The 21,805-nt window shown below is 40.0% G+C and carries 20 protein-coding genes and 1 pseudogene; 16 read left to right on the forward strand and 5 right to left on the reverse strand.

The features are described 5' to 3' along the window. Positions 1-23 precede the first annotated feature (23 nt). The 7 genes from ABTV71_RS07650 (at position 24) to ABTV71_RS07680 (ending at position 7,726) form a co-directional block, all read left to right on the forward strand. Positions 24-3,188 (forward strand): efflux RND transporter permease subunit, encoded by a 3,165-nt coding sequence (locus tag ABTV71_RS07650; protein ID WP_433902765.1) that lies wholly within the window; start codon positions 24-26, stop codon positions 3,186-3,188. Positions 3,189-3,209: 21 nt separating this feature from the next. After that, positions 3,210-4,634, forward strand: a complete 1,425-nt coding sequence (locus ABTV71_RS07655) for an efflux transporter outer membrane subunit (protein WP_433902766.1) — start codon at positions 3,210-3,212, stop codon at positions 4,632-4,634. 37 nt (positions 4,635-4,671) lie between these two features. Beyond that, entirely contained in the window at positions 4,672-5,220 is a 549-nt protein-coding gene (locus tag ABTV71_RS07660; protein ID WP_433902767.1) for a biliverdin-producing heme oxygenase, read from the forward strand. 70 nt (positions 5,221-5,290) lie between these two features. Beyond that, positions 5,291-5,515 (forward strand): hypothetical protein, encoded by a 225-nt coding sequence (locus tag ABTV71_RS07665; protein WP_433902768.1) that lies wholly within the window; start codon positions 5,291-5,293, stop codon positions 5,513-5,515. 53 nt (positions 5,516-5,568) lie between these two features. Next, positions 5,569-6,594, forward strand: a complete 1,026-nt coding sequence (locus tag ABTV71_RS07670) for an SDR family oxidoreductase (RefSeq protein WP_433902769.1) — start codon at positions 5,569-5,571, stop codon at positions 6,592-6,594. Continuing rightward, entirely contained in the window at positions 6,594-7,163 is a 570-nt protein-coding gene (locus ABTV71_RS07675) for a Crp/Fnr family transcriptional regulator (RefSeq protein WP_433902770.1), read from the forward strand. Before ABTV71_RS07670 ends, ABTV71_RS07675 begins: the two co-directional genes overlap by 1 nt. A gap of 284 nt (positions 7,164-7,447) precedes the next feature. After that, positions 7,448-7,726 (forward strand): hypothetical protein, encoded by a 279-nt coding sequence (locus tag ABTV71_RS07680; RefSeq protein ID WP_433902771.1) that lies wholly within the window; start codon positions 7,448-7,450, stop codon positions 7,724-7,726. 168 nt (positions 7,727-7,894) lie between these two features. Here the strand turns inward: ABTV71_RS07680 and ABTV71_RS07685 are convergent, their stop codons facing one another. The 5 genes and pseudogenes from ABTV71_RS07685 to ABTV71_RS07705 all read right to left on the reverse strand — a co-directional run bounded on the left by ABTV71_RS07685 (position 7,895) and on the right by ABTV71_RS07705 (position 10,003). After that, complete coding sequence (locus ABTV71_RS07685) at positions 7,895-8,119, reverse strand: hypothetical protein (protein WP_433902772.1); 225 nt, start codon at positions 8,117-8,119, stop codon at positions 7,895-7,897. A gap of 47 nt (positions 8,120-8,166) precedes the next feature. Continuing rightward, positions 8,167-8,754, reverse strand: a pseudogene (locus ABTV71_RS07690) (transposase); the annotation flags it as partial. Between the two features lie 73 nt (positions 8,755-8,827). Further along, entirely contained in the window at positions 8,828-9,181 is a 354-nt protein-coding gene (tnpB, locus tag ABTV71_RS07695; RefSeq protein ID WP_433902773.1) for an IS66 family insertion sequence element accessory protein TnpB, read from the reverse strand. 1 nt (position 9,182) lies between these two features. Next, positions 9,183-9,461 carry an IS66 family insertion sequence element accessory protein TnpA gene (tnpA, locus tag ABTV71_RS07700; RefSeq protein WP_433902774.1) on the reverse strand — a complete coding sequence of 93 codons (279 nt, stop codon included), beginning with the start codon at positions 9,459-9,461 and terminating at the stop codon, positions 9,183-9,185. A gap of 188 nt (positions 9,462-9,649) precedes the next feature. Further along, positions 9,650-10,003 (reverse strand): winged helix-turn-helix transcriptional regulator, encoded by a 354-nt coding sequence (locus ABTV71_RS07705; protein WP_286592533.1) that lies wholly within the window; start codon positions 10,001-10,003, stop codon positions 9,650-9,652. A 142-nt stretch (positions 10,004-10,145) separates the two neighbouring features. Here ABTV71_RS07705 and ABTV71_RS07710 point away from each other — a divergent pair, with 142 nt between their 5' ends. The 9 genes from ABTV71_RS07710 (at position 10,146) to ABTV71_RS07750 (ending at position 21,783) form a co-directional block, all read left to right on the forward strand. Then, positions 10,146-10,880 carry an SDR family NAD(P)-dependent oxidoreductase gene (locus ABTV71_RS07710; protein WP_433902775.1) on the forward strand — a complete coding sequence of 245 codons (735 nt, stop codon included), beginning with the start codon at positions 10,146-10,148 and terminating at the stop codon, positions 10,878-10,880. 396 nt (positions 10,881-11,276) lie between these two features. Then, entirely contained in the window at positions 11,277-11,729 is a 453-nt protein-coding gene (locus ABTV71_RS07715; RefSeq protein ID WP_433902776.1) for a carboxymuconolactone decarboxylase family protein, read from the forward strand. A gap of 257 nt (positions 11,730-11,986) precedes the next feature. Further along, on the forward strand, positions 11,987-12,898 hold the full coding sequence (locus ABTV71_RS07720; protein WP_433902777.1) for an oxidoreductase: 912 nt from the start codon (positions 11,987-11,989) through the stop codon (positions 12,896-12,898). Positions 12,899-12,957: 59 nt separating this feature from the next. After that, positions 12,958-13,545, forward strand: coding sequence for a TIGR00730 family Rossman fold protein (locus ABTV71_RS07725; protein ID WP_433902778.1), 588 nt, complete (start codon positions 12,958-12,960; stop codon positions 13,543-13,545). Positions 13,546-13,766: 221 nt separating this feature from the next. Continuing rightward, entirely contained in the window at positions 13,767-14,519 is a 753-nt protein-coding gene (locus tag ABTV71_RS07730) for an SDR family oxidoreductase (RefSeq protein ID WP_286592538.1), read from the forward strand. A gap of 84 nt (positions 14,520-14,603) precedes the next feature. Further along, on the forward strand, positions 14,604-15,275 hold the full coding sequence (locus ABTV71_RS07735; RefSeq protein ID WP_286592539.1) for a succinate dehydrogenase cytochrome b subunit: 672 nt from the start codon (positions 14,604-14,606) through the stop codon (positions 15,273-15,275). An 88-nt stretch (positions 15,276-15,363) separates the two neighbouring features. After that, complete coding sequence (locus tag ABTV71_RS07740; protein ID WP_286592540.1) at positions 15,364-17,997, forward strand: sigma-54-dependent Fis family transcriptional regulator; 2,634 nt, start codon at positions 15,364-15,366, stop codon at positions 17,995-17,997. A gap of 75 nt (positions 17,998-18,072) precedes the next feature. Then, a complete protein-coding gene (locus ABTV71_RS07745; RefSeq protein ID WP_433902779.1) occupies positions 18,073-18,678 on the forward strand; it encodes a DUF2652 domain-containing protein in 606 nt (201 codons plus the stop codon). 312 nt (positions 18,679-18,990) lie between these two features. After that, positions 18,991-21,783: a M16 family metallopeptidase gene (locus ABTV71_RS07750; protein WP_433902780.1), complete on the forward strand. Its 2,793-nt coding sequence runs from the start codon at positions 18,991-18,993 to the stop codon at positions 21,781-21,783. Positions 21,784-21,805 lie beyond the last annotated feature (22 nt).

The following is a 21,805-nucleotide window of genomic DNA, read 5'->3' on the forward strand; positions in this document are numbered from 1 at the left end:
CTTATGCTAAAGACTATTATACCATGTTAAAAATTTTTATTGATAAGCCAGTTATCGCTACTGTGGTTTCCATCATGCTGGTCATTCTTGGCGCAGTAGGTCTGATGGATCTACCTATACAACAGTTTCCGGATATAGCACCTCCAGTGGTTCAGGTTTCGGCCAATTATCCCGGTGCCAATGCCGAAACGATGGTGCGTGCGGTAGCACCACCGCTGGAGGAAGCCATTAATGGGGTTGAAAATATGACCTATATGAGTTCCACTTCGAGCAACGACGGTACACTCATCATATCCGTATACTTTAAGTTGGGCACAGATCCCGACCAGGCCGCTGTAAATGTACAGAATCGAGTTTCATCTGCTACGGGATTGCTTCCTCCAGAAGTTGTCCAGGCCGGTACTACCACCCAAAAGGTACAAAATTCGCTTATTATGGCGATTAATTTGATGAGTGATAAGCCCGAACTATACGATGCAACATATCTGACCAATTATGCTCAGATTAACATCATTCCGGAGTTAAAACGTATACAGGGCGTTGGCCAGGTCACTTTTTACGGCAGTAATAGAGATTATTCGATGCGGATATGGCTCAATCCGGCGCAAATGGCCGCTTATAACATTACACCGACAGAAGTGATGGCCGCTGTCAAAAGTAAAAATCAAGAAGCAGCACCGGGAAGGTTTGGTGAATCAAGCGATAGATCTTTCGAATATGTACTCAAATATGCGGGTAAGTATACCAGACCCGAGGACTATGGGAATATGATCATAAGAACGAATGGAGATGGCAGTATGCTCAAACTTAAAGATGTCGCCAAAGTGGAACTGGGCAGTTACACCTACAATTCATTAAATACCGTGCACGATAAAAAAAGTGTGCTATTCCAGGTGATACAGCTTCCTGGCACCAATTCGAGAGAAATACAGACGAAGGTGGCCGAATTTTTGAAAAAAGCTGAAAAAGATTTTCCTCCAGGGATCAAGCAGCAGATACTCTACAATACCAAGGATATGCTTGATCAATCCATTGATCAGGTAGAGCATACACTTCTGGAAGCCTTTATTCTTGTTTTTATAGTCGTATATCTATTCCTGCAGGATTTCCGGTCCACACTGATTCCGGCCATTGCAGTTCCCGTGGCGGTTATAGGTACGTTTTTCTTTATGTCTGTCTTCGGGTTCTCTATTAACCTGCTCACCCTATTTGCACTCGTACTGGCCATAGGTATAGTCGTAGACGATGCCATTGTCGTTGTTGAGGCTGTACATTCCAAACTGGAAAATAAAAATATGACAGCCAAAAAAGCAACGATGTCCGCGATGCACGAGATTACTGGTGCCATCATCTCGATTACTTTGGTCATGGCAGCAGTATTTCTTCCCGTTGGCTTTATGAAAGGGTCCGCAGGTGTGTTTTACCGTCAGTTTGCCTTTACTTTAGCTATTGCAATTGTTATTTCTGCATTGAATGCTTTGACCCTCAGTCCCGCATTATGTGCCTTATTGTTGAAAGATGTGAATCATGGTCATGCTGAAGGGCCTACTAATTTTAAACAGCGTTTTTTCTACGCTTTCAATAAAGGCTTTGAAAATGTAACAGCTAAGTATGTTGTCGCAGTGAAAAAGCTGATCAAGTTTAAATGGGCAAGTCTCACTGGGTTAGCGCTTGTTGTTGTAATTACTGGCTGGCTTATTCGTCGGACTCCGACAGGTTTTATCCCGTCAGAAGACCTGGGTTTTATTGCAATTTCGGTCAATCTTCCCCCGGGTTCCTCCATGAATAGGACGCAGGCAGTCCTTGATGAGGCGGCCGATAAGGTGCGGGATATGAAAGCGAAATTTGCATTCAATGAAGTAGCAGGTTTCAATGTGTTGACAAATTCCACCAGTCCCTCATCCGGAGTAGCTTTTTTCAGGATGAAAAAGGATGGTGAGCGCGGAGCGATGAACGATGTCACCGCTAACATTGCTGAAATTCAAAGACGGCTCAATACAATTAAGGGAGCCCAATGCTTTGTATTTTCTTTTCCTACCGTTCCTGGGTTCAGCAATGTGGATGCGCTGGATCTGGTCCTCGAAGACAAAGCCGGCGGCAAGCTGGATAAATTTGGTGGAATTGCCAACAGATTTATCGCCGAGTTGAGCAAACGCAAAGAAATAGCTGTTGCATTTACCACATTCCGCGCAGATTATCCACAATACGAGATGATTCTTGACCACGAAAAAATCGAACAATTGGAGGTGGATGAAAAAGATGTTTTAGCAACAATGCAGTCTTTCTTTGGTAGCGCGCAAGTTTCCGATTTCAATCGCTTTGGTAAGTATTATCGGGTTATGGTACAGGCTGACAAACAGGAACGTGCAGATCCGGCTTCGATGAACGAAGTCTATGTCAAGAACAGATCTGGCAAGATGGTTCCCATAAAAACAATGGTCAGTTTGAAAAGAGTCTTTGGCCCAGAGGTGATTACACGGTATAACCTTTTCAACTCGATCGGTGTCAATGCTGTGCCCAAAGCGGGCTTTAGTACCGGTGATGCTATCCTCGCTGTCCGGGAAGTCGCAGCTGATGTATTGCCATCAGGTTACTCGTATGAATTTTCGGGAATGACTAGGGAAGAGATCTCGTCCGGGGGCCAGTCCGTGATTATTTTTTCGCTCTCTCTACTGTTTGTTTACTTCCTGCTGTGTGCACAGTACAACAGCTATATACTTCCTTTGGCTGTGGTTTTTTCAGTTCCAACAGGTATCATTGGCGTTTTTGCAGCTATTGGCATGGCAGGTATTGACAATAATATCTATATCCAAGTAGCACTGATTATGCTGATCGGGCTACTGGCCAAAAATGCAATCCTGATCGTCGAATTTGCCGTACAGCGCAGACATGCAGGGCGCACATTACTGCAGTCGGCATTGGAGGCTGCCAAACTGCGTATCCGGCCCATTATTATGACCTCAATCGCATTCGTTGCTGGTATTACCCCTATGATGCGGGCCACTGGCCCATCAGCCATGGGAAACCATTCCATCAGTATAGGTGCTGCAGGCGGAATGATCAGTGGTGTCATTCTGGGATTGTTTATCATACCGGTGCTGTTCGTTGTGTTTCAGGCCCTGCAGGAGAAAATATCGGGTAGGAAAACGCAACCAAGACCAGCGATCCAACCTGCTATAGAAGCTTAAGACAAATAAAAGAGACAATTTATGAGCTATTTAACTAAAAACTATCGTCAAATTATTCTTATGACTGCATTACTAGGCACCTTGGTTGGCTGTGCAATCACTAAAGACGCCCAGTTGCCCAAGCCAGAACTTCCTGCGGCTTTCCGTGGAGAGACCGATAAAGATACGCTTGGTATCGCTATGCTGCCTTGGAAGAGTTTTTTCACGGATAAAGTGTTGCAGGTAATGATCGATAGTACCCTGAAGAAAAACTTGGACATGCAGGTCGCGCTGAAAAATATCGAATCGGCACATCTGCTTGTACGGCAGTCAAAATGGAACAATCTACCTGTTGTCAGTCTCAATGCAACGGGAAATACAAGTAATCCTTCTAATTACAGCCTCAACGGGATGACGGCAAGTCAGTTTTTAGGGGCCAATCATATCGAGGATTATTCCTTAGGAGCCAGTTTGACTTGGGAAGCTGATGTCTGGGGAAAGATCCGTAATTCCAACAAAGCCGTGCTTGCCGCTTATTTGCAAAGCGACGAGGCTCGTAAAACCTTGCAAACTGATCTTATTATAAGTGTTTCAAAAGGCTATTATAATCTTCTTATGCTAGATCAGCAGCGTCGTGTCGCAGTAGCGAATATGGCATTAAATGATAGTACTTTGCGTATTACAAATGTGCAGTATAGAATGGGGCAGGCAACCTATTTGGCGGTTCAGCAAGCTGAGGCACAGCGACTGGCAGTAGCGGAGCTGATCCCGCAACTCGAAAAGGAAATCATATTGCAGGAGAATGCGCTACATGTGCTTGCTGGTGAATTGCCCGGTATACAGCAGGGACGTACTATGCTCGAAGAGATTAAATTTCCAGAGCAGCTGTCGACTGGTGTTCCAATTGATATGGTCCGGCGACGGCCAGATGTTCGGAGCCGCGAGCTGGACCTGGTGATTGCGAATGCAAAAGTGGGCATCAGTAAAGCACAGATGTATCCTGCATTTCGCATTACTGCCACAGGGGGAGTGGGAGCACTGAAAGCAAGCGATTGGTTCAATATTCCCGGGGCACTCTTTGGTACTGTGGGTGGAACTATCTTACAGCCATTACTCCAGCATAAGGAACTTAGCACACAGTATAAGATAGCTGCTATTGAACGAGAGAAAACAATTGTTGCATTTCGAAAAACAGTCTTGGGAGCGGTTGGAGAGGTCTCCGATGCCATAGTAAAGATCGAGAAGCTGAAACAGCAGCAGTACATTACAGCCCAACGTGTCAATACACTGCAGCAGGCAACAGCAAACGCCAATACCCTTTTCGTAAATGGCATGGCAAACTATCTCGAAGTGATTACAGCACAGGTTAATGTATTGCAGAGCGAACTTGACCTCGCATCTGTCCGGCGTCAGAAGCTGTCTGCCATTGCCGACCTGTATCGCAGTCTGGGTGGCGGAGTAGAATGATAGGACAAAAATCACCTTTTTACAATAAAAAACAATAATGATGATACAAGAAGAATTAAGAAAACAAACCGCCTCACCGCACCAACAGCTAGAGAAATTGGTTGTCGCCAGATTAAAGTCGATCCGTAGCAATGCGGAATACGCAGATCTGTTAAAAATATTTTATGGCTATTTCAAGAATTTAGAAGAAGTCATTGCTCCATATATCACTGAGAATATATTGGCAGATTATCCCGAAAGGCGACATGCCGTTAGTCTCGCTGAGGATATCGTGGACTTAGGTGGAGACCTGAACGAACTTCCAGAAGTACATGTCCCTAACATCGACAGTACAGCAAAGGCGCTGGGGGCACTTTACGTCATGGAGGGGTCCGCGATGGGCGGGATGGTCATTGTTCAAATGCTTGGGAAATACGGAATAACTGAAGGAGTATCGTTCTTCTCCGGTTATGGTTCAGAAACAAGTCAGAAATGGAATGTCTTTATTGATGTTTTGCGTGCAAATATTTCGGAAGAACATGCTGCAGATGCCATTTATGCGGCACGAGAAACGTTTGCCCGATTTGCTGATGCATTTCAAATCTGATTATCTATGGTGTCCCCGTTGTTTTTTGGTGTCAGCGGGGCTCCATTTAAGTATTCTAAAAATATGTGTTATGATTGTTATGATTTTTTTCCAAAAGAGATTAAGCTTAAAAATAGAAACCCTTGGAAGCCTTGGTCATCTTTTCGACTGTTTTATTCTCGTTGGGAGTGATGTTGAGGTACTCGATGAGTTTGCTCTTTATCTGGAAAAGATGGATAAAACTGTTTATATCTGCTCCGAGATAGGTGAAGTGGCGCAACTAATCACAAAAGATGTAAAAAGCCTTATTTCTTAACAAATGGTAATGGTAGCTTGATGAGATCATCCGAACTTTATAAATAAAAGAAAATGAAAAATCAGCAAGTATTACTGACCGGAGTTACCGGTTTTTTAGGTGCACATACGGCCATTCAATTGCTCAATAAAGGCTATGAGGTGATAGGCACACTACGGAACAGAGATCGCATATCATCTATAAAAGAGGTGATTGGCCAGCATACCGATCATTTGGATAAGCTGCACTTTGCAGTCGCAGATTTAAGCGATTCAAGTATCTGGAACGATCTTGCAAAAGGAGTGGACTTTATCCAGCATGTTGCATCACCTTTCCCGGCAACACTGCCCAAGAATGAGGATGAATTAATCGTACCCGCAAAAAACGGTACGTTAAATATTTTGAGAGCCACCGTAGACAACAACGTTAAGCGGGTTGTGATGACCTCTTCTTTAGCCGCTGTAGCCTATGGCCAGCCAGCGAAAGATCCGAACCGAATTTTTACTGAAAACGATTGGACGGATATAGGCAGTAAGAGCGATCTGACACCCTATTATAAAAGTAAAACCATCGCCGAAAAAGCAGCCTGGGATTTTATCCAAAAGGACGCTAGCTCGCTGGAATTGGTTACGGTATGTCCCGGGGCTATTTTGGGGCCGGTGATCGAAAAAGATTATGGTACTTCTGCAGAGATCGTTGTCGCTTTGATGAACGGTAGTTATCCTGCTTTACCCAAGATCGGTTTTGATCTTGTCGATGTCCGTTCTGTTGCAGATCTCCTTATTTTGGCGATGGAAAGCCCTGTTGCAGCCGGCAATAGGTATATCGCTGCGACAGGTTATTTAACGCTCAAGGCTGTTGCGCTCATACTTAAAGATCATTTTCCGGGACATAAAATTCCTACAGCAGAATTTCCTAACTTTATAACAAGGATGCTGGCGCAATTTCGCCCCGAGCTCAAACCGGTTTTGTTGGAGATGGCTCGGAGGAAAACAGATATCAGTAAAGCACAGAGAGAACTGGGATGGAAGCCCATTCCTGTTAAAGAAGCTGTGATCTCCTGCGCAAACAGTCTATTGGAACTACAAATCGTAAAATAATGGAAAAACTTAAGGCTGCACTTGCTTTTGGAGGAATACTTGCGGCAAGCGATATTGATCTGCTTGCTGCGAGTTTTAAATTACGCCAGGTAAAAGCGGGTACCTATATCGAAGAACTCCATGAAGTAGCGTCTGAGATTCTCTTTGTTGAAAGCGGTATCTTACGTTTGCTGGGGGCGGATATATCAGGCAACGATGTTACGAAGTATTTTATCAAGGAGCACCAATTTTTTGCAAATCTTGAAAGTTACTATACTAGGCAGCCGGCGACAGAGGCTATTCAGACAGTTGTTGCCAGCAAGATCTATACGATAGCTTTTTCCGCTTTTGAACGTTATTTTCAGACTATTCCAAATCTATATGTTTATTTCAAAACCCTTAGTGAGGCCTCATTGCTTCAAAAAATAAAAGATAATGATTTTCTGAATTATGGCGATGCGAAAACGAAATACCTTGAGCTATTGAGACGTTACCCAGCGATCGTGCAACAGGTTCCACAGCAATATATCGCTTCTTATCTCAAGATAACCCCGCAGTCTTTGAGCAGAATAAGGAAAGAGCTCGCTTGAATATGATTAAACAATTTCATCCGTGCGATTTCTTAGAACAAGCCAGTCGAAATGTCGATTGCCAGCATTCGGTTTCTTGTTCTGGTATACGAATTGCTAACATGAGAAAATCGAGCAGCTTGAATTGGGAATGTCTAAATTGGTTGTAAATATTCTTGGATCATCTTATTCAATTGCGCAAAAGGAAGCAGACGCTACGGATACCATAAAAGTTATTTCCTAAAGGAATGTTCTCTTAAATAATTAGTAACATATAGCGAAGCATTTTTATAACTGGAAAACCCATGATAAAGTATATAAAAGAACAGCGAGTACCATTTTTTATTGCTTTGGCCTATGTCGGAATAGGTACCTTGTCTGTATGTTCGATTTTTCCTGATGATCCGTTTTATAACGAATGGTTTGTTGTCGGTACGGTATTTACATTTCCGGTATCGATTGTAAGTTTTGGATATCGTTATGCCGAAGGAGATCTACTTTACCCTGTATTTATCATTCAGGCAATTATGTTTGTGCTTACTTTTTTTATACTGAGTCATCTATTAAAGGTAAAAAACAAATAAAAAAGAGCGGTTGAAAATGAGGATGAAAAAGCGCTGATAATTCCTATAATAATACAATGTTTTTAATCTTAATGTATTGTTGGTGAGTTTTTTATGTTATTCCAGAAAGATCGTTTAATAAATAATTATGCAAACTTTCTCTAACAATACGTATACACGTATGATTTTCTATTTCAATTTTTTAACAGCCTTATTTTCTACGAGCGACTTCATTTGGGTTACCGCTACTTTGTTCAGTTGTATAAGTCTTTCATTTTGTGGTAGGCCTTGTTGGATCAGCAACGCATTTATACTTTCCATGTTGCTTAGCACGACCAACTGTTCTATAATCGCGTAGTCTCGAATATTGCCCTTTTTATCAGGATTAGTATCTCTCCACTGTTTGGCTATCATACCAAATAGTGCGACATTCAGTATATCGGCTTCGCTGGCATAAACGGAATTCGCTTGTTGCTTTTTGTCCATCCTTCGATAGTGGATGATGGTATCTGTATATTTTCCCTGGCGAACATCTGCTTCTGGCGGTAGAGCGGAAGGTGATCCATATATTTTGCAGTCAGGATCATCGCTAGTAGCCCCGCTCCGGGTATCCCTTTATCGATGACGCGCTCGGGAAGCCCTGCGATGGATACACCATCTCCGTTTTTAGCCGCATATTTATAACGGATGTAACGTTTGATATAGAACTTTGCAGGCTCGCACTCAAGCTCTTCGGTAATCTCTTTTCCAATACATACCATTTCCGATAGGTCTCCTTCGGGGTGGATCTCGACCTCTTCTACCGGTAGATGTTCAGGTAACTTCGCACGTCCTTTATGGTGAGGACGTTTACGGACATACTCGATCTTTTCCTTGATTTCCTCCTGTTGCTGTACAACTTCGGCCGGCTCTGCTTCAAAGGGGAGCATGGTCTGGTTTGGGTCTCCTTCGAAGCGTTCGCGACTCTGTCCGAACTGCATGCGCTTGTACATGGCAAGCTGTGACTTTAGATAATCTATCTCTTGATCACGGCTGGAAACAACCTTGATAAGGTCTTCTTTCGAGAGGTTTTCCAGCGCTTTTTCTATGCCATAAATATACGCATTTATTGCCTTAATACCATTAAAAAAGCTGTTTTTGAGGTAATAAATAACGTTTTTTCTGTATACTCTTCACAACATGTATACCCTCGACCATCAGTACCAGATCGCTCCAGGACAGCTCACCTTTCTTAAGTTCAGATGCACCAAAAGTTCCCTGCTCCAGACGTTTGTAGTAAAGTACAAAGCCACCACTTTCCCAGTGTAATAGTTTTATATGAGTGCGGCTACGGTTTAGAAATACAAAGACCTCTCCGCTGGTAGGCTTGCGTTGCATCACAGAAAGCACCAGTCCGCAAAGTCCATCAAAACTTTTTCGCATATCGCAGTAGCCGTCGTAAAGGTAGAATCTGTGGGAAGACCCAAGCGAAAACATATTAGTAAAGACGGATCAGCTGAGACAGAAGACCCAGATCGCTTTCCACTTTCAGAACAACCCCGTTGGGATAGATGATCTCTATCTCCTTACGGACAGATTTGTCAATCGGTGTGAAACTTCCACTAGCACCATCTTGCTCCCTGCTCCGAGAAAACCAATAATAAAACTTCGCCTCATTGATCCCCCTTGAATCACAGTACTGCTTCTTGCTCATACCGCTCTGCTGCCAATCTGCTATCATCGACAGCATCTGATCTCTTTTTTCCTTTGAACTCATTAAGCAAACCTCGGAATTATAAAGCGTTCATAAAATATGCACTTGGTCGGGCGGATACATAAATAATAGGATCACTTGGCTAGAATAACATAGATTACTATAACTTTAATAAAAGATGCCAATGTAAATACAGTCTTTTCTTGGTAGATGAGGCAATCAACGATGACATATAAAAATATTTTTATATGTCATCGTTGATTGATATAGGTTTTGCCCCATTTTTCTAAAGCTGTAAAAATCTCTTCTAATGATCTACCTAGATCTGTTAAACAATATTCGACTCTAGGTGGAATTTCTGGAAAAACTTCTCTTAAGATAAGATTGTCTTCCTCCATTTCACGCAGCTGAGCTGTTAATGTTTTATCTGATATGGGCTCCAATCTTTCTTTTATTTCAGTAAACCTTAGAGGCTGACCAGGCCTTAATACCTTATAGATTTTCAATTTCCATTTTCCTCCTAAAATTGATAAAGAGGCTTCAATAGTGCAATCAACATCTGGGTTATTTTCACAATTTATTGTTGTTCTTCTGCTGTAGCTCATTTTTTTTATTTTATTTTTTTGATTTAATGTGCTTTAAATCAATGATGCAAACCTTGGTTTTAGTTACTTACCTTTGTGTAAGTTATTGTTATTCAGATTTTTGTATATTAATTTTGTGCTGTCAAATTTAAATGTTATAACAATGAATAGTAAGATTTTAATTGCCGGTGGTTCATCCGGTATTGGCTATGGTATAGCCAAGCACTTTTATGAAAAAGGATGGGACGTCCTGATTACCGGTCGTAACAAAGATAAACTAAATTCGGTAAAAGTAGAGATGCCGCGTATTCAAACCTTGGTATATGATAGTGCGAACGAAAATCATCTAGTAGATCTGATCAATTTTATAGAGAACGATTGGGATGGGAAACTGAATATCCTCGTCAACAGCGCAGGGCATGTAGAGTTGGGAGGTTTAAAAGATATTTCAAAATCGTCATTGGAAGAAATGTATCAGGCACATTTGATCGGCCCCTCTTTACTTAGCTCAAAATGTTTGAAATTCTTGGCTATAACCAAAGGGCATATTTTAAATATCACGAGCAGTCATGGAATTAAAGTTTATGCTGACTTGAGTGCTTATGGTTCGGCAAAGGCCGGATTAAATATGTTAACAAAGATTTGGGCACTCGAATTGGCTGCTATGGGGATAAAAGTTAATGCTATTGCTCCCGGACCTACGAATACAGATATATTGAGATCAGCTGGATACGATGACCAGACTATTTTGGCCATTCAAGAGAGCGAAAAGAAACAAATTCCTTTACAACGTAGGGGAAATGTTGGAGATATTGTATCTGTTGCGGTATCCATTTTGGATTCTGAATGGACTACAGGGGTTATTTTGCCCGTAGATGGGGGAATTTCTATTTCTTAAACCAGTTTAAGTTTCTTTATTGATTTCATTATCAAATTTGTACAACAAATTAAACAAAACGAAGATGCAAAAAAGAATTAATATCAATTCAACTGAATCTGAAGTTTTGAAAACCATGATGGGTCTCGAAATCCTCCATTCCAGAGTAGAAATAGATTAAAAAGGGGGGGGGCAATTTTTTGCAAATGAATATTTATGCTTCAAGGGAGATTTTAAGATTAACTACATTGTACTTTTACTATATATGGTGATAAGTATAGCGGAATCATTTTATTTAGGGAGTTGTGGTAAAATGGATTTGTTTTATGTGTCTTATTTTCAGTTAATTGTAATTAATGGCATCTGAATTGAATTTATATGATCTGTACAAAAATGTTAAATTTAAACAAAACAAAAATGCAAAAACGAATTAATATCAATTCAGCTGAACCTGAAGCTTTGAAAGCTATGATGGGTCTGGAAACCTACCTTTCCAAAGTAGAAATTTCTAAATCCTTAAAAGAACTAATTAAAATCAGAGCGTCACAGATTAATGGTTGTGCTTATTGTATTGATATGCATACCAAAGATGCTTTGAAGAACGGGGAAACTGATCAACGTATTTTCCTTTTAAATGCTTGGCGTGAGGCGGGAACGATATTTTCAGAGGAAGAAAGGATCGTGTTGTCCGTTACAGAGGAAGTAACGCTTATCCATCAGCAGGGTTTAAGCGATGAGACCTACAGCAATGCGCTTAATTATTTCACGGAAAATCAAATTGCCCAAATTGTTGTTGCCGTTGTGACAATAAATGCATGGAACCGAATAGCTTTGAGCAGCCATCTTCAGGTGGGGAGCGCATTTGCCTAAACCGAGGAAAAGGATCAAGGAGTAGAATTTTCGATCCTTTTTCTATTAATCGTTGATGAGTGTATTAATACGATCAATATAAATATTATATCTCCCTGTTTTAAACTGATTGCAAATTTATTAACATTAATATATTCAATGACAATGTTTGATTTCATACAATATAGGACTTTATAATAAACAATATTTGGACTTCACAAAATAACGGGCAGCGTTTTGATCGACTAATTTTGTGTTTTATTTAAATTTTATCTTCTATGTGGACAAAAGACAATATTCCGGATTTATCGGGGCAGGTTGCTGTTGTGACTGGAGCAAACAGCGGCATTGGATATGAAACAGCAAAAGCGCTGTACGAAAAAGGAGCTGAAGTCGTCATTGCAGCAAGAAATTTGGAAAAGGCAAATAACGCTATAAGAAAAATCAAGCTTGAAAGCAAAGTTGAAGGAAGGCTGAGAGTTTGTCGGTTAGATCTTGCAAGTCTCAGCCAAATCAGTGAGTTTTCTAAAATATTTTTTAACGAATATGACCATTTAGATATCCTTATTAATAATGCTGGCGTAATGTGTCCTCCTGCGTCGAAAACACTGGACGGATTTGAACTTCAATTTGGTGTTAATTATTTGGGGCATTATGCACTAACTGGACACCTTTTACCTTTGCTTCGAAATTCAGATCAGGCAAGAATCGTTACGCTATCAAGTGGTGCAGCCACTTTGGTGGATGGAATCGATTTTGGGAACCTTCGTTTAGAAAAAAACTATGATCAATGGCGTGAATATGCGACGAGTAAATTAGCTAATATTCTTTTTACTTACGAACTCGACAGAAAATTGAAGAATACTAATTCTCCTATTATTTCTATAGCATCTCATCCCGGGGTTACGCGCACTGATTTACAGCGATATATACCTAGAGAGCAATTGGAAAATATGTTAAGCGAATTTGATCATGTGATGGAACCTTGGCAAGGGGCTCTGACTACGTTATTTGCTGCAACAGATAAGAACGTTAAGGGGGGACAATTTTTCGGACCAGATGGGGAAAAAGAATATACAGGTTTCCCGACGCTTTCTATGCACAGCTCAGCAGCAATGGAGAGTACTTATTTAGCCGAAGAATTATGGGGTTACGCTGAAAAGGTCACAAATGTAAAATTTAACTTTTAAAAGATGGTAGTTGTAGTAGGTGAAAAAACTAAAATAAATACAATTGAATTCGACTACTTATGCAAATAAATAGAATAACGGTTTTCTGTGGATCAAGTTCCGGATTTGAGATAATTTATGAGCGGCACGCGCAACTGTTAGGCGAAAAATTGGTCGCTCAAAAAATTGAGCTGATATACGGAGGTGCTGATGTTGGACTAATGGGAGTATTAGCTACCAGTGTCGTTAACAACGGAGGCAAAGTTATAGGTGTTTTGCCCCACTTTTTGAAAGATAAAGAAATCGCACATCGGAGATTGACAGAACTTATTTATGTCGATACCATGCATCAGCGGAAATTAATGATGAATGAGCTTTCTGATGGCATTATTGCTTTACCAGGAGGGTTTGGTACATTGGATGAACTCTTCGAGATGTTAACTTGGGCACAGTTAGGCTTACATCAAAAACCCATCGCTATTTTAAATATCGATGGGTTTTTTGATGATTTATTATTATTTATAGATACCATGATAAGAAAGGGCTTTCTCAAACAAATTAATAAGGAGTTATTATTGGTTGCAAATGATATTGACACTTTGTTTGAAAAATTATGTAACTATCAAGTGCCAAAGACTGATAAATGGATTAAAAAGGGGGATGTTTAGCTTTTTGTAAATGAATATTTCTGTTTCAAGTAAGATTTTAAGATTAACTACATTATACTTTTACTATATATGGTGACAGGTGTAGCGGAATCATTTTATTTAGGGAATTGTGATGATGGTGTTTTGTTTTATGTAGCTTATTTTCAGTCAATTGTGATTGATGGCATCTAGATTGAGTTTCTATGATTTATACAAAAATGTTAAATATAAAATATAAAAACATGAAAATTTTAATTATTGGAGGTACAGGATTGATCGGAACGAAAACTGTTGGTAAATTAAGAGCATTGGGACATGAGGTTATCGCAGCCTCGCCAAATACCGGTGTCAATACTATTACGGGCGAAGGCTTAGCGGAAGCTGTAGATGGAGCTGAAGTTGTGATTGATCTAGCCAATTCACCATCATTTGCAGATAAGGATGTCATGGAGTTTTTTGAGACTTCTGGAAAAAATTTGTTAGCCGCTGAGATAAATGCTGGAGTCAAGCATCATATTGCTTTGTCTGTTGTAGGAACAAGTCGTCTGCAGGCAAGCGGGTATTTTAGGGCAAAACAAGTACAAGAAGATCTTATTGTCAAATCAGGTATTCCTTACACAATCATTCATTCCACGCAATTTTTGGAATTTTTAGGAGGTATTGTTGCATCTGCACAAGATGGAAACGTTATTAATGTGTCGACAGCTAAGATACAACCTATTGCTGCAGAAGACGTTTCTTCATTTGTTGCTGAATTCGCACTTGGTCAACCAATCAACGGAATTGTAGAAATTGGGGGTCCCGAACAATTTGAACTAGCGGTTTTAGTAAAACAATATTTGATTAAAACGAAAAATTCCAAGGAAGTTGTTGGTGATAAGCACGCCTTATATTTTGGTTCGCCGTTAGATGAATTTACATTAGTGCCTGCTGAGGATGCGAAATTGGGTAAGCTGACTTTCGAAGAATGGTTTAGCCTGGGTATTCAAAAATAAATAAGCAGAATCTGATCCAAGGGTATGATTGACCCTTGGATCTCGAATCAAATTTTTTATTGATCCTATTTAAAGATTATAATTATGAACAGTTTCTATAAAACTTTTACGAGTTCTTTGGGCCGAAAATTTACCATGGCATTGAGCGGACTGTTCCTCATCAGTTTTTTGCTCGTACATATGTCTGTCAATGCACTCATATTCTATAATGATGGTGGAGTAACCTTTACCATCGGAGCGCATTTTATGGCCACAAATCCCGTGATCAGGACTTTGGAAATCGTTCTTATAGCTGGATTTGTGCTTCATATTGTACAAGGGCTTCTATTGTGGAAAAAAAACAGAGACGCGCGCCCCATAAAATATGCTTATCCACTAGCAACACCCAAAATAAAATGGTATAGTAAGAGCATGACTCTTTTAGGGACACTTTTGCTTCTTTTTTTAGTGATACACACGTCCAATTTTTGGATACCCAATCGTATTCACCAGTTTCGTTATGATGAGGAGCTGCCTCTTTATGATCTGATGCTGGAGAAATTTAGTAACCCTTTTGAAGTTTTGGTTTATTTATTTGGCTGTGTTTCCTTGTTTTGGCATCTATTGCATGGGTTTACTAGCGCATTTACTTCGCTAGGTATATCGCACCGACGATATAATGGTTTTATAAAATGGATGGGCACCAGCTTTTCAGTTATTGTGCCGCTTGTATTGTTCTTAATGCCACTGTCCATTTATTTTAAGTGGATAAATTGATTAACAGATTGTGTATATTCGAAGGATAGCCTAATTGTCAGTACATTAGTAATAATTGTAACCGTACCGCTGTACTATTATGTATAACATGAAAGCAAATAAAACAACCAATTCTAAAAATGATGTGTCCCAGCAGGGGATCGCATATTACCAAAAAGAACGAGAGATCTTGTTGGCATTGGGCAATGATTTGACTAAAGTTCGTGACAAGAATGATCTTATTCGGCTTTTTAAGAATGGTATAAAAGGCTTATATTTTATTACGCATACTATTGTCACCACTATCGATTATAAGGATGATACCTATCGTCCTTTCCTCCTTGACAATGATGGTTCTCCAATCCGGAACCACCCGCGTTACAGCGAAATGATAAAGGCACGTTTTCCCCTTAATGAACCATTTATTCAGGCTGTTTTGGATGCTGCGGAGCCTGTTTCATTTGTGTTATCGGATATCATGGACGATCCCAAAAGCCCAGAATTTCTACGCGTCAATTATGAAAAAGGCGTTCGGGAAATTTTAATGGCCAAATTGATGCGAGAGGGACGTGCTATTGGCTTCCTTCACATTTATACTGATCAAATAAATGGCTTTAGCCAAAATTTCAGAGATGTCATTGTCGGTATTATTCCCCAAATATCGAGTGCAGTTTCCAATATTGTAAAAAACGAAGAGCTACTTAAAAGGGAAAAGGAAAAGACTTTTTTACTCGAATTCAGTAGCCGAATGGCTGCTGTCCGAACAAAGGAAGAACTAACGGAGACTGTTCGGGATGTATTGAAGCAACTTAGTCCAAAGGGAAGTTTTGTTATTCGGCGAATCTCTGGCGATACGAAATCTCTCACAGAGCCCTACATTTATGATTTCGGTACCCATCCTGTACCGAAGGCCAAAGTGGATTGGTTTCAACAATTGCCCCTCAATGATGGTTTACAGAATCGTATTTTAGCGAGTGCTATTCCGTTGTTATTTAATGTAGACCGGGAGGTGCAGCGTGGTATTACTTCAGGTTATCTCCATTATTGGAGGTCATTGGGGATAGCGACATTTACAGGGATACGGTTGCGGAATGGTGAGACCAATCTAGGCCTGTTGCTATTGGAGACCGCCGAAATCAATATTCCTTTACTTCAGAGCATTTGTGCGCAGATCTCAACGGCTATTTCAAATACGCTGGCTAATGAACAGCTCGTTAAAAAGCAACAAGAGCAATCTTTTTTATTGGATTTCAGCAATGATATTACCCAGCTTAAAACAAAGCAGGACCTTCAGTCGGCTATTAGCAAGGTTTTGGATAAAACCCTATTCACGAGATTGTCTATGATCCGCGTGATCGAGGCAGATGGAATCCACTTATCTCCTTATATGTATGATGCAGCACTGTTTGCCAATGCACAAAACGATTTTAATAAATTGGCAAGCAACCTTATTACAATCGATGAATTATATACTGCTCAGGTGTTGTCCAGCAAGGAGGGACTTGTATTTAATGTTGAGGAGGAAATAAAAAAGGGAAACGATTATGCCCGATTATGGAAGACCACAGGGCGAAGAAACATGTATGGTCTGCCTTTGCGGATCGGTGATAAAAATATTGGTACGATATGGTTACTAGCAGATCAACTCAACAAAATGCTTATTAAAGGCATTTGTTCCCAGATTTCAATTGCCATCGATAATATTCGGGCAAACGAGCAATTATTAGCTTATAAAAAGAATCTAGAGATAGAGAATAATTATTTAAAAGAGCAAATCAAGACCATTTACAATTTTTCTGAAATTATTGGCAGTGGAGAGCCTATGCAGCAAGTGTATCACCTGATGTCGCTCGTGGCAAGTACTGGTACTAGCGTTTTGATTACAGGTGAAACCGGAACTGGAAAAGAATTGGTCGCCAGGGGCATACATACATCTTCGGATCGAAAAGATAAAGTCATGGTAAAAGTGAATTGTGCCGCTTTGCCCACCCACCTGATCGAAAGCGAATTATTTGGACATGAAAAAGGCGCATTTACAGGCGCCGTAGAACGCCGTATCGGCAAATTTGAATTGGCACACCAAAGTACACTTTTTTTGGATGAGATTGGTGAACTTCCGTTAGAAGCGCAATCGAAATTGTTGCGAATCATTCAAGAACGCGAGCTAGAAAGAATCGGTGGTCAGCAGACCATCAAAATTGATGTACGACTCATTGCTGCTACCAATCGAAATTTGGAAGAAGAGGTAAAAGCGGGACGTTTTCGGGCTGATCTATATTTCAGGCTGAATGTGTTTCCGATACATATACCGCCACTGCGTGAACGTCTCGAAGATATCGCACAACTTACCGATTTTTTTATACAAAAATATAGTCGCAATACGGGGCGTAAGATTAAGAAAATAATGCCGAAAGTAATTCTACAGTTGCGTGGTTATAGCTGGCCGGGAAACGTGCGTGAGCTGGAACACCTGATCGAACGATCTATTCTTTTGACCACAACAGAGATAATTGACCATATCGATCTTCCAAAGCCACATGTTGAGTCTGGGCAGGACGATCTACAGTTTCTAAACTGCTCACTTGACGAGCTGGAGCGCAATTATATTATTCAGGTGCTAAGGCGCTGTTCGGGGAAGATCTCCGGTCCGGGAAGCGCATCTGAAGTTCTTAAAATTCCCGGCAATACCTTGCACTCGAAAATTAAAAAACTACAAATTAACAAAAGCGAGTATTTTGCTTAAGATATTTTAAGTTTTATAAGACATGAAAGTATCTTAAACTATTGAAATCGTTGAGTTTGAGACATTGTAATTGAAATGAACTATTCTACCGAAGATAAGGATATTAAAAATGGAATTATTATTATCCCTGATATTAGTGGTTACACCCGCTTCGTCCACAATGTTGATCAGACAACAGGGAGGATAATAACTTATGAATTATTGTCCGCAATTATTTCAAATAATGAATTGTCGTTAAACGTATCTGAAATTGAAGGCGATGCCGTTCTTTTTTATAGATATGGGAACCAGCCCGTTCTCGAAGAATTGGTTAATCAATTTGAACGGATGCTTAATAGCTTTAATAAAAAAGTCCAAGAAATTTCTTTAAGGATGGGCAAGGGACTAAGTCTATCATTGAAAATGATTGTGCATTACGGCTCTTTTTCCGAATATAATATTAATGGTTTTACAAAGCTTTATGGTGAAACAGTGATTGAAGCTCATCGATTACTTAAAAATTCCATAAATAGCGATTGCTATTTATTGATAACAGATAAGCTCTTCGATAATTGTAATTTTTCGAAAGGCTTACATCCCAATGGGCTTCAAGCGATGCAACTTTGTGAAGTTTACGGTGAGCTTAGAAATATTTGCTATTGCTATTACGATTATCAAAATGATAGCATTCTACCAGAATAGCAGATCCTCAGTCATAATACCTCTAGCTTTTAACATCCTTTTTTTTGGCATTTTTCATGTCGAGGGTTATTGTTTAGTTTCTACCATTAGTATTTCCCAGTTTATAAAAGCTTTCAACCAACGGTTCCATTTAACGTTCTGGTAGGCTAGAATATTTATAAAATTTGAAATTGACAAAAATGTGTACCATGATAGGTACCAATAATAGGGGATGGTTGTATTATAGTTATCTAATGGATGTACCCTATAACACTGTAATTACATTATTAGCTTATGGAGATATCCAAAAGTTGACAGATTAAAATTAAATACATGAAATTAAAACATATCTTTTATCTATTATTATCATCATTGTTAATAATTAAGCCTTTTTTCTATATTAATGCTCAAACACTCAAATCTAGTCCGGACCTTATTCATGGTAAGCTTCCAAACGGCTTCAAGTACTATATTCATAAAAACACTAGGCCTCAAGCCCGTGCGACAATTTATCTAGTTGTTAAAGCGGGCTCAATATTAGAGAGCGAAAGAGAGCGCGGATTCGCTCACTTTATTGAACATATGAGTTTTAATGGGACAAAGAATTTTACAAAGGATAACTTGTTAGATTATATTAAGAAATGTGGTGTACGTTTCGGGTCGGATCTAAATGCTTATACGGGCTTTGAGGAAACGGTTTATCAATTACCAATACCAACAGACGACCCCGCATTTCTTGAGTTAGGTCTGAAAATCACGAGAGATTGGGCCGGAGAAGCGACATTGTCACCCAAAGAAACCAAGTCCGAGCGAGGTGTTGTAATTGAAGAAATGCGGCAGCGATTGAATGCATCCCAACGGCTTCAAGAACAGCGCTTCCCGATTTTATTGAATGGATCAAAATATGCCTCACGTCTGCCTATTGGAACTAAAAAAGTGATTGAGAACTTTTCACAGTCTGATCTCAGAGGATTTTACAATAAATGGTACAGGCCTAATTTGGAATCGGTTATCGTGGTGGGCGATATAGATGTAACTCAAACCCGTAAAATGATCATCTCACTATTTAGTTCGTTACGCAATCCTCCTTATACAGAAAAGCGGCCATCATATCATGTCGTTCTAGACGGGAAAAATCGGTTTCAAACTCTAGCTGATCCTGAACAGCCTCAAATAACTATTGATATAACAAGAAAACACTATTTGGCCAATGTTCGAAGTGAGCAAGATCTCGAAAAAAAAATTCAGCGGATGTTGTTTTCGACAATGCTATCAACGAGATTGGAAAATGACGGGCAAAATACTGAACGTCCATTGAGTCATATTGTTGGAGGATTCTCTCCTTTGATGGGCGGCATAGAAGCATTTTCTGTCCAGTTTTCTACGCATGACAATCAAATTGAATCGGGCTTTAAATATGCCTGGCATCTAATTTGGCAGATCAAGGAGAAAGGTTTTAGTGAAGATGAGTTAGCAAACGCAAAGAAAAAGCTCCGAGCTCAACTTTTAAGCTCACAGCGAGAAGGGTTTTCCAGAACTTCAAGTTACCTTGCCGACCGGTATAAACAGCAATTCCTGACAGGCGAGGTTTTTCCCGGAGTGAGTGTAGAAGATAGTATCTATAATTCTGCTCTTTCTACTACCGTTCTCGCTGATGTAAATAAAATAGCTGTAGAGACTCTAAGTGATTACAACCGGGATATTTATATTAGTGCACCTTCTAAATTTAGCAATAAACTGCCTCTATCAAGCGAAGTGGAAGATTGGATTGCCATGGCTCAAAAGATGGAAGTTAAAAGTCCGCAAACTGTTTTATTTCCACAGCATATTCAGTCTTCATTTTCCAATGCTGGCCAGATCGATTCCATTAAGAACTTAGGTTACCTCGGAGTATCAGAATGGTATCTCAGCAATGGTGCAAAAGTGGTTATTAAGCAAACATCTGATCCAAGTGACAAAATGTATTTTATGGCGATTAGTCCGGGCGGGACATCCCTATATAGTGATAAAGATTTTCAATCTGCGGCGAATAGCGCTAGCATCGTATCTAGTTTTGGCACTAAAAATCTGTCGGCGCCCTTATTGAAACAATTTATGGACGAACGACAGCTTAACCTTCAATCTTTTATTTCCGAACATCATGAAGGAATGCAAGGGAGTGCCCCAATATCGCAAATTTCTGATTTTCTTGAGCTCATTCATCAGCGATTTACCTCACCTGAAAAGGATCAATCAATTTTCAATAAGATTATTGATGATACGCGGCAGGGGATTTCTTTTCGGCATAGCAATCCCGATATTGTTTTTTCAGATACTATTTCGGCATACATAAGTGGAGGAAATAGTAGAAGAACAGCGCCGGATCTTCGAAAAGTTGGTGAGATAGATCTCGAGCGGGTTATGGATATCTATCGTGAGCGATTCGCAAATGCGGGTGATTTTACATTTATTTTCGTGGGTCGAATGGACACGCTCAAACTACGAAGTCTCTGCGAAAGATATTTAGCCTCGTTACCTGACCACGGTATACGTGAAAATGTAGTAGACATAGGTATACGCACACCTAAAGGACAAATAAGTCGTCTCGTGCGTGCTGGAATCACCCCAAAAGCTACTGTCAGGCTTATTTTGGGTGGGGATTATCAATATACGTTAAATGAAAGAATGAATGTTACTGCCCTACAGGAAATTCTTCAGTACCGTTTGCTGCGAAAGTTGAGGGAAGAGCAGGGAGGTGTTTATACACCACAAGTGATATCTAGTCAGCGTAAATATCCCAGTCCCAGATATAGCTTTACAATTAATTTTGGATGTGACCCTTCGCGAGTTGACGAACTTATATACCTCACTCAAGCAGAAATCCGGTCAATGTCCGAATCAATATCCCAAGATGATTTAGATCGGTTCAAAGCAGAACAACGGCGCCAAAATGAGCTAGCGTTACAGGATAATGGATTCTATCTAGGATATCTGAGCCTAGTTTATCAGGATAAGGAGAATTTAGATGTTTTTGAAAAACTTGTTGCAGAAATGGAATCGCTAAAAACTAGTACGCTTCAGGATGCAGCTGCGAGATTACTATCAGGTGAAAACTATTTACGTTTTGTTTTGCTTCCAGCTTCTTAAAAATATTTTTTATAAAAGGAGA

The organism is Sphingobacterium puteale, assembly GCF_050986225.1.
In the GTDB taxonomy this organism is placed as follows: Bacteria; Bacteroidota; Bacteroidia; order Sphingobacteriales; family Sphingobacteriaceae; genus Sphingobacterium; species Sphingobacterium puteale.

Coding starts and splice junctions, on each gene's coding strand:
- ABTV71_RS07665 (WP_433902768.1), top strand. CDS start 5,291: ATGATTGTTATGATTTTTTTCCAAAAGAGATTAAGCTTAAAAATAGAA.
- ABTV71_RS07715 (WP_433902776.1), top strand. CDS start 11,277: ATGCAAAAACGAATTAATATCAATTCAGCTGAACCTGAAGCTTTGAAA.
- ABTV71_RS07735 (WP_286592539.1), top strand. CDS start 14,604: ATGAACAGTTTCTATAAAACTTTTACGAGTTCTTTGGGCCGAAAATTT.
- ABTV71_RS07710 (WP_433902775.1), top strand. CDS start 10,146: ATGAATAGTAAGATTTTAATTGCCGGTGGTTCATCCGGTATTGGCTAT.
- ABTV71_RS07750 (WP_433902780.1), top strand. CDS start 18,991: ATGAAATTAAAACATATCTTTTATCTATTATTATCATCATTGTTAATA.
- ABTV71_RS07725 (WP_433902778.1), top strand. CDS start 12,958: ATGCAAATAAATAGAATAACGGTTTTCTGTGGATCAAGTTCCGGATTT.
- ABTV71_RS07720 (WP_433902777.1), top strand. CDS start 11,987: ATGTGGACAAAAGACAATATTCCGGATTTATCGGGGCAGGTTGCTGTT.
- ABTV71_RS07740 (WP_286592540.1), top strand. CDS start 15,364: ATGAAAGCAAATAAAACAACCAATTCTAAAAATGATGTGTCCCAGCAG.
- ABTV71_RS07675 (WP_433902770.1), top strand. CDS start 6,594: ATGGAAAAACTTAAGGCTGCACTTGCTTTTGGAGGAATACTTGCGGCA.
- ABTV71_RS07670 (WP_433902769.1), top strand. CDS start 5,569: ATGAAAAATCAGCAAGTATTACTGACCGGAGTTACCGGTTTTTTAGGT.
- ABTV71_RS07745 (WP_433902779.1), top strand. CDS start 18,073: ATGAACTATTCTACCGAAGATAAGGATATTAAAAATGGAATTATTATT.
- ABTV71_RS07680 (WP_433902771.1), top strand. CDS start 7,448: ATGATAAAGTATATAAAAGAACAGCGAGTACCATTTTTTATTGCTTTG.
- ABTV71_RS07685 (WP_433902772.1), bottom strand. CDS start 8,119: ATGATAGCCAAACAGTGGAGAGATACTAATCCTGATAAAAAGGGCAAT.
- ABTV71_RS07650 (WP_433902765.1), top strand. CDS start 24: ATGTTAAAAATTTTTATTGATAAGCCAGTTATCGCTACTGTGGTTTCC.
- ABTV71_RS07730 (WP_286592538.1), top strand. CDS start 13,767: ATGAAAATTTTAATTATTGGAGGTACAGGATTGATCGGAACGAAAACT.
- tnpB (WP_433902773.1), bottom strand. CDS start 9,181: ATGTTTTCGCTTGGGTCTTCCCACAGATTCTACCTTTACGACGGCTAC.
- tnpA (WP_433902774.1), bottom strand. CDS start 9,461: ATGAGTTCAAAGGAAAAAAGAGATCAGATGCTGTCGATGATAGCAGAT.
- ABTV71_RS07660 (WP_433902767.1), top strand. CDS start 4,672: ATGATGATACAAGAAGAATTAAGAAAACAAACCGCCTCACCGCACCAA.
- ABTV71_RS07705 (WP_286592533.1), bottom strand. CDS start 10,003: ATGAGCTACAGCAGAAGAACAACAATAAATTGTGAAAATAACCCAGAT.
- ABTV71_RS07655 (WP_433902766.1), top strand. CDS start 3,210: ATGAGCTATTTAACTAAAAACTATCGTCAAATTATTCTTATGACTGCA.